The sequence below is a fragment of the Nostoc sp. CMAA1605 genome (assembly GCF_021596505.1).
Classification (GTDB): Bacteria; Cyanobacteriota; Cyanobacteriia; order Cyanobacteriales; family Nostocaceae; genus Trichormus.
In genome coordinates this window covers 1-11,555 of record NZ_PJIZ01000013.1, presented here as the reverse complement: position 1 = coordinate 11,555, position 11,555 = coordinate 1, and the positions used below count along the sequence as shown (strand labels likewise).

General features: G+C 42.0%; 11 protein-coding genes and 1 pseudogene. 8 read left to right on the top strand and 4 right to left on the bottom strand.

Annotated features, from left to right (window positions below):
- Positions 1-18: 18 nt before the first annotated feature.
- The 3 genes from CV014_RS06950 to CV014_RS06940 form a co-directional block, all read right to left on the bottom strand.
- The gene (locus CV014_RS06950) at positions 19-282 is read right to left on the bottom strand and encodes a hypothetical protein (RefSeq protein WP_236141360.1); all 264 of its coding nucleotides are present in this window, start codon (positions 280-282) and stop codon (positions 19-21) included.
- Positions 283-406: 124 nt separating this feature from the next.
- The gene (locus tag CV014_RS06945) at positions 407-682 is read right to left on the bottom strand and encodes a hypothetical protein (RefSeq protein ID WP_236141359.1); all 276 of its coding nucleotides are present in this window, start codon (positions 680-682) and stop codon (positions 407-409) included.
- 531 nt (positions 683-1,213) lie between these two features.
- Entirely contained in the window at positions 1,214-3,811 is a 2,598-nt protein-coding gene (locus CV014_RS06940; protein ID WP_236141358.1) for a two-partner secretion domain-containing protein, read from the bottom strand.
- Positions 3,812-4,093: 282 nt separating this feature from the next.
- Here CV014_RS06940 and CV014_RS06935 point away from each other — a divergent pair, with 282 nt between their 5' ends.
- The 4 genes from CV014_RS06935 to CV014_RS06920 all read left to right on the top strand — a co-directional run bounded on the left by CV014_RS06935 (position 4,094) and on the right by CV014_RS06920 (position 6,639).
- The gene (locus CV014_RS06935) at positions 4,094-4,456 is read left to right on the top strand and encodes a hypothetical protein (protein WP_236141357.1); all 363 of its coding nucleotides are present in this window, start codon (positions 4,094-4,096) and stop codon (positions 4,454-4,456) included.
- A 99-nt stretch (positions 4,457-4,555) separates the two neighbouring features.
- Positions 4,556-4,906 carry a YtxH domain-containing protein gene (locus CV014_RS06930; protein ID WP_236141356.1) on the top strand — a complete coding sequence of 117 codons (351 nt, stop codon included), beginning with the start codon at positions 4,556-4,558 and terminating at the stop codon, positions 4,904-4,906.
- A 133-nt stretch (positions 4,907-5,039) separates the two neighbouring features.
- Positions 5,040-5,588, top strand: coding sequence for a DUF948 domain-containing protein (locus CV014_RS06925; protein ID WP_236141355.1), 549 nt, complete (start codon positions 5,040-5,042; stop codon positions 5,586-5,588).
- A 241-nt stretch (positions 5,589-5,829) separates the two neighbouring features.
- The gene (locus CV014_RS06920; protein WP_236141354.1) at positions 5,830-6,639 is read left to right on the top strand and encodes a TPM domain-containing protein; all 810 of its coding nucleotides are present in this window, start codon (positions 5,830-5,832) and stop codon (positions 6,637-6,639) included.
- On the opposite strand, the gene CV014_RS29905 is transcribed toward CV014_RS06920, so the two are convergent.
- On the bottom strand, positions 6,608-6,736 hold the full coding sequence (locus tag CV014_RS29905; RefSeq protein WP_268964537.1) for a hypothetical protein: 129 nt from the start codon (positions 6,734-6,736) through the stop codon (positions 6,608-6,610). The genes CV014_RS06920 and CV014_RS29905 overlap by 32 nt on opposite strands.
- A gap of 58 nt (positions 6,737-6,794) precedes the next feature.
- Between CV014_RS29905 and CV014_RS06915 the strand changes: the two genes are divergently transcribed.
- From CV014_RS06915 to CV014_RS06900, 4 genes and pseudogenes are all read left to right on the top strand, one after another.
- On the top strand, positions 6,795-7,424 hold the full coding sequence (locus tag CV014_RS06915) for a precorrin-8X methylmutase (RefSeq protein ID WP_236141353.1): 630 nt from the start codon (positions 6,795-6,797) through the stop codon (positions 7,422-7,424).
- A gap of 72 nt (positions 7,425-7,496) precedes the next feature.
- Positions 7,497-8,147, top strand: coding sequence for a sigma-70 family RNA polymerase sigma factor (locus CV014_RS06910; protein WP_236141352.1), 651 nt, complete (start codon positions 7,497-7,499; stop codon positions 8,145-8,147).
- Between the two features lie 163 nt (positions 8,148-8,310).
- Positions 8,311-11,137 (top strand): annotated as a pseudogene (locus CV014_RS06905) (CHAT domain-containing protein).
- A gap of 206 nt (positions 11,138-11,343) precedes the next feature.
- On the top strand, positions 11,344-11,555 hold a 212-nt coding region (locus CV014_RS06900), incomplete at its 3' end, for a DUF1822 family protein (RefSeq protein WP_236141351.1).

The following is an 11,555-nucleotide window of genomic DNA, read 5'->3' as shown; positions in this document are numbered from 1 at the left end:
GTTACAGCCGATACTTATTTAAAGGTTTCTTTTCCAACTTTGGTAGCGAATTGAGCCATTAGGGTCATAAACTACACTCACAGCACCATTATCCACATTGACAAAGCCTTTATCTAGTTGCGGTAGTTCTGCTACTATCACTGTAATTTCACGCTTCTGAGTCGTGATTTGAATATTACAGCCACCAGTAACTGCTGCCAATTCTTCATCAGACAAATCTGCAATTAAATTCTCAGGCATCTGTGGATTGGGTGATGATGCGATCGCCATATTATGAGGCATAAATTTAACTCACCTTTTTGATGTCAAATTCTAGTTAATATCTAGTTTATTTTAATCAGGTGAATTTATCCCTGGCAATCAATTACATCATCACTTCTTATCGGTTTTATGAAATATTTATTTATTACATATTGCGTATGTAGTTTTTATATCTATTTGAACCGTTAGGGTCATACCATAAACCAGCTTTGGAATCAGTGATATAGGATGAAGAATGCAATTTGCCATTGATGAAGAAATATTCTGTAATCTTATATCTGCCATTAATTGTTTCCACTTCACATTCATTTCCTCGTTGGTTATACCACCCACAACCCCCAAAACAGCTAGATAGTTCCTCATCGGTGAGGTCTTCAATCAATGACTCTACGGGTTTTACGAATTCTTTGTTCACAGCCATATCTACCCTAAAAATGAACATGAAAAACTGGACATTATCGGAAAAAATAATGTCAGTGTGAACCTATCAACACACTTAATCATCTTAAGTATATTCAGTGAAATTATTGAAGAAGTTGAGCAGCAACTTTACTTGTTCTTATAAATTATCCCGCCTTTGTGAAATCATTTATAAGCACAGGTAGAGTAATATTTAAGCTGCAATATTTGGTATGAAGTTGAGTAAATTCTACTTCAAGACTGATGAGTTTTGTTAACCGTGGGATTACTGATATATTAATTAGACTAGCAAATGCCGATTGTTAAACATGATAAAACTTGGCAATATCACCAATTAATCTAGATAAATCTGCTGTCATTATTGAGTGATTTACGTAATTAGATGAGGGGTCACAGGCAGTAACAACTCTCCTGATGTGGGGAAAATATTTAAATATGAATCCTATATTTTGGCATCAGTAATATTACAGGGCTGGACAAGTCATTGGTGTAAATACGGAACCATGAGATGTGGTAACTGGTGTTTGGGTTGTCAGCAGAATATTACCTTGGGGGTGACTACTAATCCTTGAGCTTCGATAATTTCATCAGGATGATTTGGATCTGGACGTTGAGAAACAATAGTAGATGAAGTGCGATCGCTGCTACTATGAATCGGAACTGTCTGCACATCTTCCAAAATCGTGTCACTACCCAAAGCCACCTCTGGATTTTGTGGTAGTCCACTCCGTCCAGTCACTACAAACCGACTGAATTTTTCAGGATTTTTCGCACCACAGCCTTGCTTAATTAATCCAGAAGCATCATTGAGTTGAACAGGTAACTCGACAATTCCTTTACTGGGATCGGCCGCTAAAGTATTGACTTCTACATTTCCACTCAAGCCAAACTGAGAACTAGCAGTAATATCACTGTTGAAAGTCAATTCTGGGCGAAATTCAATATTAAAAATCCCTTTAGCCGTGATTTCGATATTTCCACCCCGTCCCCGAATAGCATTCGCCGTAATATCGCTATTTTCCGCAGCCGCTAATACATTCGTCTTAATTAAGATATTGCCACCGTTACCACTACCATCTTTAGCATCCGTAGTAATCCGGCTACCATTACGCAACAACAAAATATCTCGCGCCTGGAGTGTAATATCACCACCTTCACCAGACTTAGTGGTGGCTAAAATCCCACCCGTATCCTGATCAGGATTTCCTCCATTATCCAGCAATATGGAATTCGCTCTTACTAACAGGTCTCCACCTTTACCTAGTCCCGCATTATCCACCCTTAAACGAGAACCGCCAAGAATCAATAATTTATTCGTATTAATTTCTACACTCCCCGCATCGTTGGGGTTATCCTTGTTAAAGATGCCCGCAGAGATAGTGCTGAATGATGGTGTAGGATTAGCCGCATTTTCTCCAAATGTAATCAAAGCCCCTTGTCCTACTAACTCTATAGAGTCACTTCCATTGATAGTCAGTAGTCCTCCCTCACCTAAACCCAATGTCTCAACAGCAATTACCCCTCCATCTTGGACAGTTAATTTCTGAGTATTAATAGTGATATTTCCAGGATTACCCGTGGAATCACGATTTGTACTACTAAATATCCCACCTGCAAATTGAAAAATCGGGGAAATACCACTAACATTAACCGAACTAGTAGCATTAATCGTGATATCTCCGCTATTTCCTTGGGCGGAAGTACCCGCAAAAATTTGCGCCCCATCACGGATAAATAAGTTTTGTGTATTAACTGTTAAATTCCCAGCTTGTCCGCTAGCATCCTCTTGCACTGCTGTGTACAAACCACTGGCTAAATAATCATTAGTGGAAACACCTAATAATTCTACAGATTCAGCAGCATTAATAGTCAACTTGCCACCTTGAGCCTCACTAAAAGTAGCGGCTGATATTTGCGCTCCATTTTCCACAATTAATTTTCCGGTGTTGATAGTTAAATCTCCCCCAATTCCGCTACCGTGGGTATCTGTTGATATCCCTGTAAACAGAGAATAATCTAGTGAATCAACACCGTTTAATTTCACTGCATCACTAGCATTAATAGTTACATCTCCTCCCCTTCCTGTAGAGTCAGAAAAAGTTCCAGTGGAGATGCGCGCCTCGCCATTCACTTGCAGTTTTTGAGTATTAATAGTGATGCCTGCACTAGCAGCATTACCAGCATTTTCAGCAAATAATCCATTGATAAAAGTTTGCTCAGTGCTACTACTAGCAACTATTACCATCTCTGATGCGTTTAAGGTAATATTAGCTCCAGCAATAGAGCCAGTTGTTTCAGCACTAATGCGAGAATCTTCAATAGTGATCTGCCTACCCGTAAGTTGAATACTACCGCCTCCATCCCCATTGGTAGTTAGTTGAGCTTGATTACTAATGACAACATCTGCTCTTGCATGATTGCTAGGTAAACTAAGTTGAGATTGGTTCTGTGTTAATTGCAATCCCACTACACTACCGGCACCTGCTCCCACTACTTCTATTCGTCCATTTTCCGCCTGTAATTGACCACCATTGATATTAACTTCACCACCAATTAATGCCAAGGTGTGATTTGGTTGTACAGTCAATTGGGCTGCCTGTGATTGAATGGGGGCGGGGCGATTACCATACTGCAACCCAACGGGAACACTAACACTTAATAGAGGCGAATTTTGGGAGTTATCAGCATGAAACTCTGTCCCATCAGCAAATTTCAACCTGTTAGCAGTAGTAGCAAAAAAAGAACCACCAATTTCTAATTGAGCATGACTACCAAAAATAATGCCATTGGGATTAATTAAAAAGAGATTGGCATGGGAATTAGCCTGAATTTTGCCATCAATAGTAGAAGGTAAGTTACCAGTAACGCGACTAATAATATTTTGAATATCAGCACTCTGATTAAAATTTGCCGAGCCGTTTTTAGGCACAGAAAATTGGCTAAAGCTATGAAAAAGATTACTACCTACTTGACTACCACCTGAAATAGTGAAATTAATGCCATCATTCGAGGTAACATCTGTAGATAGAGTCCTATCTGTGGCGATCGCTTCAGCCAAAGTAATGCTACTAAATAAACAATTAGATGTGGCAAATAATACCGCGATGCCAACAGGATAGAGAAGTTTCATACACTTTAGTTGATATCAGCATTTATTTTTAGTATTCCCACGATCACTGACGGATACCTTCAGCCCTTAAGGGACTCTCCCTGCACCCTTCTTTTCATTAGGAGACTTCCAGAAAATAAATTATCCAATTTTCGAGAGAAGACATTATTATTTTTCCCCCTGCTCCTCCGCAATTGCTCTCCCTAGTATTTATTCCTACTCTCCCTTACTCTCCCGTGCCTCCTCTGGAAAAGCTATGATCACAATCAAGCCAAGTCAAGCAAACATCATACATTTTTACTAATGGTAATAATAGTTGTCATAATTAATACATTTATTTCCATCATGCTACTCTACGTAGCGTGGCAATTGTGGCAATTAAAACAGAAAATAGCTTTTATAGGCGATCGCCTCACGGAATACGAACGCTGTAGCTATGCTTTACTATATAAAGCACCAGAACTAATTTATTCAGGGCAGAACAGTATTCAGCAATTAAGAAAAAGCAATCAATCTCTAAGGGTGCAGACTCAACAACTAAAACAGATTATCAGCATCCTTTTACTCGGCAGGCAAACTTGGTTGCGCTATTTTCGTAAAATAGATTCTATCCCTAAAAAATCAAATTCTCACTCAATCAGACCAGAATCAAAGCAACAGTTCTAGCTGATACATTGTCAACATCCACTAACTAGATCAAACCATTTAGGTTTCGCCAGGGAAGCAAAGACACCTAAAATGGGTGAAAGGAGAAAAACACTTAAGATGTCTAATAACCGTTCTGGAGTATTTATTGGTGGTTTGATGCTAGGGGCTACTATTGGTGCTTTAGCAGGATTGTTAGTAGCTCCCCGCACCGGACGCGAAACACGTAAACTTTTGAAAAAATCTGCTGATGCGATTCCTGAATTGGCGGAGGATTTATCAACAAGTGTACAAATTCAAGCAGATCGCCTTTCTGCCAACGCTTTGCGAAATTGGGACGAAACACTAGAAAGACTGCGGGAGTCCATAGCAGCTGGCTTAGATGCTAGTCAGCGTGAAAGCCAAATCTTAAAACGTCAGCAAACTTCCCCAGACTCTGACTCTCTTCCCCAAGAATTAGAACGCTCATAAATTAGGTAATTGCATACACATTACCTATAGTCAGTACATAAATGTGTTCTAAAATCGAACCTTATGGTAAGGCATTTTGATTTGTGTGGCTGACTTCTCGTAGAGTATTTTTAACTTTGAATTTTTGATTATCGTGGCTCATCCCCTATTTTGGTTGGGACTTTCCATTCTTCTAGTAGCCATCAGCCTGACGGCTGTTTTAGTGGCAGCAATACCAGCTTTGCAGGAATTAGCAAGAGCTGCTCGCAGTGCCGAGAAATTATTTGATATGCTATCACGGGAACTACCCCCCACCTTAGAAGCCATTCGGGCGACAGGGATGGAAATCACAGATTTAACTGATGATGTGAGTGAAGGCGTAAAAAGTGCCAGTCAAGTAGTCAAACAAGTTGACCAAAGCCTAGATACTGCCAAAAGACAAGCCCAAAATCTACAATTAGGTACACGTAGTATTTTGGTTGGTGTCAAAACAGCGTGGAAAACCTTCACACGCCAAAAAAACACCAAACGCACAGTCGAACGTCTATCAATCACCGAGCAATCTACATCTACCCTCACACTCAGGGACAGAGAAACACTCAAGCCAGAAAATCGCCGCACTAAAGCAGAAGCCTACCGCGTTCATGAGAACTATAACGGTGTTTCTTATCATCAGGATAATTTTGAGGAAGAGGAATATTAGGGAATAGCGACTGGGGACTGGGGACTGGGAGATAAGGGAGATGAGGAGCAGGGGGAGCAGGGGGAGCAGGGGGAGAAAAATACAATGCCCTATGCCCTATTCCCCATTCCCAATTAAAGATATTTTGCTTTCCTACCTAAGATTAGAGTAAAGTAAACAAGTGTAACAATCTATCACTTTTCTCATACTCTTTTAAAGCAACTTGTTCACTTCTACTGTTGATATTTGTATAAAAAAGTCCATGCAGTCTTGTTTTTGGCGAAAAATTTTAGTATCTATTACTGTATTTTTCTTGGCTGGGTCTCTTTGGGTGAGCAATTCTTCTTCAGCCTTGGCTTATGACAACCCAGAATTGTTACCTAAATATTTCACACCAGTTGTGGATTTAGCTAAATCGCTTCCTGATCCCCAAGAAGAAAAGCTGGTTCAGGAAATTGGGGAATTTGAGGCTGATACTGGTTGGAAACTGCGTGTCTTAACTCAATATGACCGCACACCAGGTAGAGCAGTCATCAATTACTGGGGTTTGGATGATAAAAGCATTCTGTTAGTTGCTGACTCCCGTGGCGGAAACATCCTCAGTTTTAGTGTGGGCGATGCGGTGTATGAACTTTTACCCCGTACTTTCTGGATAGAATTGCAAACCCGCTTTGGTAACTTGTATTTTGTGCGGGAACAAGGCGAAGACCAAGCGATTTTACAGGCGTTAGATTCTGTAAAAGGCTGTTTACTCAAGGGTGGTTGTACAGTTGTACCTGGATTACCTAGAGAACAGTGGATTTTAACCTTAGTAACTTCGATAATTGGTGGGATTATTTGCGGATTTGCAGCTCAACCCCGCACAGAAGGACAAGTTTTTGCTTGGCAATGGGCGTTAATTTTCTCACCTTTGTGGGGAATTTTGTTTATCGCCTTCGGTATCGGCCCTGTAGTAACGCGTACTAGTGATTGGCTGCCTCTAGTGAGAAATATATCCGGTTTTCTCATCGGGGCGTTAGTAGCTTTCTTATCCCCTGTTTTCAGCCGTCCATCTGTTGAAAGTCAGGAATAGGGCATTGGGCATTGGGCATTGGGCATTGGTAAAAAATTCTACCTTGTCCTCTTTGTCCCCAGTCCCCAGTCCCCAGTCCCCATTCCCCATTCCCCATTCCCTATTTCCTTCCCTAGCTGATAAGCTGAAGGCTAGTCTTTCAGAAGTCAATGGCAATGGAATGGCACGTAACTGATGCTCAAAGTTTAGCAATCATCGATAGTGAAATTGGTGATCATGTTTTCTCTCCCGCAGAATATGAGATTGTGCGACGGGTGATTTATGCTACGGCTGACTTTGAGTATAAGTCTTTAATTCGATTTTCAGAACGTGCTTTGCAGGCTGGGGCAGCCGCGTTGGCTGCACGTACTACTATTGTGGTAGATGTGCCGATGCTGCAAACAGGTGTTGCTTACGAGATCCAAAATACCTTTGCGAATCCGGTTTATTGCAGCACTGACACTTCAACCCGTCCCCAAACGGCAAAAACTCGCGTTGCTTGGGGGATAGAAACCTTAGCTAAACGTTACCCAGAAGGAATATTTATTGTTGGTCAAGCTCAAACTGCATTGACGACCTTGGTAGATTTAATTGAAGCCGAAGAAATTCACCCGGCTTTGCTAATTGCTACGCCTGTGGTGTTTGTTGATGGAGATAATGCTAAAAAGCGTTTGCAAGATTCTTTAGTGCCGAACATTACTATTGATAGTTGTAAAGGTAATACAGTTGTGGCCGCGGCGATCGCCGATGGGCTGATAGACTTAGCATGGCAAGCCTATGGACAGAAGAGATCAGAAATCTTTTGAGTATGACGGCTTGTAGTAATAAGATATTCTTGCTGCTTGCTATACACTTTGGCCTTTTGCGATCTAGTGATCATGGTTGAATTTGATGAACAGCTGCGTAACTTAGTTTCCCAAGTTTGTGGACACCCTCCTGGAAGTCCCCAACGTCAGAAACTACTAACGCAAATTATTCGCCTCAGTTCCAAGAAACTTTGGCGGGAAAATACTCCCTACTATCAAGATGCACTACAACAAACTTGGTTATATTTCTGTCGTAACATTTGCGAAGGCTTGACTGGGCAGAAGTACGATCCTACCTATGGTAGTGTTGTAACGTGGTTAAATGCTTATTTAAAACGCAGATTACAGGATTTTTATATCAATCAAAATAAAGAGCAAGCCACAACAGTTCCTTTGCGGATGCGCCAATCAAAATCAGGTGAAATTGGCGATGTAATTGACCCTGTAGAAAATTTAGCAGCTACCCCAGAAGCACCACCAATTTTAGATGAATTAGAAACTTGGATTAAAACTGACCCCACCGGAGAATTACGCAGCACTTATATTAAAGGTCGTCCCGATGTTAACTGTCAGATTCTCATACTCAAACGGCTACCCCCCGAAGTGAGTTGGAAAGAACTATCTGAGGAATTTGGGTTAGCAATTCCTACCTTAAGCAGTTTTTATCAGCGTCAGTGTCTCCCTAGATTACGCAAATTTGCTGAATCAGAAGGGATAATATAGTACATAAAACTACTTCTTGAAACCTCGCTTCCAGGTGATGGGAGAATCAAACAATTGTTGAAACAATGTTGGGATTGCCGATGCTCATGGCAACATGATTCTAGTTGCTCAAAACTAATCATCGGCTATCCCTGTGGTTGTCATCTGCTGGTTGCCCATATTTATGAATAAACTTTTTCGGGTTTTTGATCGTTATTTGCCAGTCAAAAAGCCAAAAATCAAAATTAATCTATTCATTTACTTTCTTGTGGCGTTGGTGTTGACAGTCAATTTACCAGTGTTGGCTGTCAATCACACTATTGCTTCCCCATCTTTGGTAAAGTTAGCCAAATCCCAGAATGATTTATTGATAGATCAAGGGAAAACTTTATATGATGCGGGGCGTTTTGCTGAGGCAGTGCAAGTATTACAACAGGCAGCCCAGGCGTATAAGCAACAAGGAGACAGGCTGAAATTAGCTGCTACATTGAGTAACTTGTCCCTAGCTTATCAACAACTTGGTGACTGGCAAGCCGCACAAACAGCGATTAAAAATAGTCTGGAATTACTTCCCGCCGAAAAGAACCAGCAAACTCTGCAACTACTCGCCCAAACCCTAGATATTCAAGGACGTTTACAATTAGCAACAGGCAAGATAGAGACAGCTTTAGCAACTTGGCAACAAACCGCAGAGATTTATCAAAAAATTAATCACCCCATTGGCGAAGTGCGATCGCAGATTAACCAAGCTCAAGCATGGCGTAACCAAGGCTTTTATCGGCGTGCAGTGCAGATTTTATTAGCAGTCAACCAAAAATTGCAAGCACAACCAGATTCGAGAGAAAAAGCTGTAGGATTGCGATCGCTGGGTGATGCCCTCATGGTAATTGGTGATTTAACCCAAGCGCGTACTGTTTTAGAGCAAAGTTTAACCATTGCCCAACGCCTAGAATTACCTGGAGAAGTGGGAGTAAGTTTATTAAGTTTAGGCAACAATGCACGGGCTGATAGTTCCCGTTCTAAAAGCTTAGGTAACAACACACGAGCCAAACAGGAAGCCACCACCGCCATTAACTATTACCAAAAAATTGAGCCATCTGCCTCACCCCTCACCCAAATTCAAGCCCGACTCAATCAACTTAGTTTGCTGATAGACACTCAACAACTATCAGAAGCACAAAATCTGCTCACCTCAATTCCCCCCCAACTCAACCAACTCCCTCCCAGTCGTGCAGCCATCTATGCCCAGATTAACTATGCTCAAAGTTTGATGAAATTGGCCAGGGGGCAGAGAAAGGACAGGGGGCAGGGTGTAGAGGGCAGGGGCAGGGGGATAAATTTAACTCAGTCCCCAGTCCCCAATCCCCAGTCCCCAGTCCCCAATCCCCAGTCCCCAATCCCCAATCCCCAATCCCCAGCGATGCACTGAGCTTGTCGAAGTGTCCCCAATCCCCAGTCCCCAGTCCCCAACAAATCGCCCAATTCTTAGCCAATACCATCCAACAAGCCCGCATTTTGGGAGATAAACAAGCTGAAGCTTATGGCTTGTTAAGTTTGGGAAATTTGTATGAGAACAATCAGCAATGGACAGAAGCGCAAAATGTCACCCAACAGGGATTAGTTTTGGCACAGGGTAGTAATGCTTCTGATATTAGCTATCGCTTAGAGTGGCAGTTAGGGAGATTGCTGTGGGCGCAAAATAATATTAATGGAGCGATCGCCGCTTATGATGCGGCTGTAGAGACGTTAAAATCTCTGAGAAATGACTTAGTAGCTGTTAATCAAGATGTGCAGTTCAACTTTCGCGACAGTGTAGAACCCGTCTATCGCCAATCAGTAGAGTTATTATTACAGTCTCCGGTGGCAAAGTTAGATGACAAGACTTTAGATAAAGCCCGTCAACGCATTGAAGCTTTGCAATTAGCAGAATTAGATAACTTTTTTCAGGAAGCCTGTCTTCAAGGTGAAAGTGTGCTGATTGATCAAGTCGTAGATCAAGATAACCCCTCCACCGCCATTTTGTATCCCATCATTTTGCCGCAACAATTACAAGTTATTGTCAAAATTCCTCATCAACCCCTCCAGCATTACAGTGCTAAGGTCACTCAATCAGAAGTCAACCAAGTTCTCACCGAACTCAGGAAAAATCTGATTAATCCCACCACTACTAACGTTATCAAAACCCAATCGCAACAGGTTTATAACTGGCTACTCCAGCCCATAGAAAAGCAATTAGCCGCCAGTGGTGTCAAGACATTAGTGTTTGTCTTAGATGGCGCGTTGCGTAATATACCGATGGCAGTTCTTTACGATGGTAAGCAATATTTAATCGAAAAATATGCGATCGCCCTTAGCGTCGGGTTACAGCTGCTCGACCCCCAACCCTGCAAAGACAACAACTTAGAGCCTTAACGGCTGGACTGACTCAGCCCCCAGCCGGGTTTCCTAACTTTGCCCCCCTACCCGCCATCAAATCAGAAGTAGACCTAATTGCCAGTGCTGGAGTCTCCACCACCAGTCTTTTAGATCAGCAATTCACCCGTGAAGCCCTAGAAAAAGAGGTAAATACCGTTTCATTTAACGTTGTGCATTTAGCCACTCATGGTCAATTTAGTTCTATTGCCGAAGAGACGTTTATTTTGGCTAACGATGGCCCTATCAAAGTCAAAGAATTTGATAACCTACTCCGCAATCAAGAACAAACCAGGACAAGACCCATAGAACTACTAGTTTTAAGTGCCTGCCAAACTGCCGTAGGCGACAATCGCGCCGCCCTGGGACTAGCAGGAGCCGCCGTCAGAGCCGGCGCACGCAGCACCGTAGCCTCTCTATGGCAAATTGATGATGAATCAACCGCCTTATTTGTCGGTGAATTTTATCGGGAACTCAGAAACAACAAAATTACTAAAGCCGAGGCTTTGCAACTAGCTCAACTCAAACTACTACGCCATCCCAATTACCAAGCACCCAGCTTTTGGTCTGCTTACGTGTTAATCGGCAATTGGTTGTAATTTGGGTATGGGGCAAATAGGGCATTGGGCAGAGGAAATTGATCAAAACTCTTGTTTGTCTACCCTTAAACCCCTACACCCCTATACCCTACACCCTTACACCCCTAATTTCACAAAACTATCTACATTCATTTATTTTCTGGCATAAATTGAGTGACTTTGGATGATACATAAACAGCAGCATTGATCAACTGGGGATTGAACTTATGACTAACAACACCTTCAAGCTAGAGGATTTCGCAATTACGCTGCCGATTTCCCCAAGCAGCTCGTGTAACTGCCCAACAGTTGCTAACCAACAGCCTACTTCAGCCAAAGCAGAACAAGTAAGGCTCAATACTTTAGCTGTATGGGTAGTGAATGATTATTTACAAATGATGGATATTCCTACTAATCTGACAGCTAGCGACAGTTGGAA

Coding starts and splice junctions, on each gene's coding strand:
- CV014_RS06920 (WP_236141354.1), top strand. CDS start 5,830: ATGCAGTCTTGTTTTTGGCGAAAAATTTTAGTATCTATTACTGTATTT.
- CV014_RS06950 (WP_236141360.1), bottom strand. CDS start 282: ATGCCTCATAATATGGCGATCGCATCATCACCCAATCCACAGATGCCT.
- CV014_RS06930 (WP_236141356.1), top strand. CDS start 4,556: ATGTCTAATAACCGTTCTGGAGTATTTATTGGTGGTTTGATGCTAGGG.
- CV014_RS06910 (WP_236141352.1), top strand. CDS start 7,497: ATGGTTGAATTTGATGAACAGCTGCGTAACTTAGTTTCCCAAGTTTGT.
- CV014_RS06915 (WP_236141353.1), top strand. CDS start 6,795: ATGGAATGGCACGTAACTGATGCTCAAAGTTTAGCAATCATCGATAGT.
- CV014_RS06940 (WP_236141358.1), bottom strand. CDS start 3,811: ATGAAACTTCTCTATCCTGTTGGCATCGCGGTATTATTTGCCACATCT.
- CV014_RS29905 (WP_268964537.1), bottom strand. CDS start 6,736: ATGGGGAATGGGGAATGGGGACTGGGGACTGGGGACTGGGGACAAAGA.
- CV014_RS06935 (WP_236141357.1), top strand. CDS start 4,094: ATGGTAATAATAGTTGTCATAATTAATACATTTATTTCCATCATGCTA.
- CV014_RS06945 (WP_236141359.1), bottom strand. CDS start 682: ATGGCTGTGAACAAAGAATTCGTAAAACCCGTAGAGTCATTGATTGAA.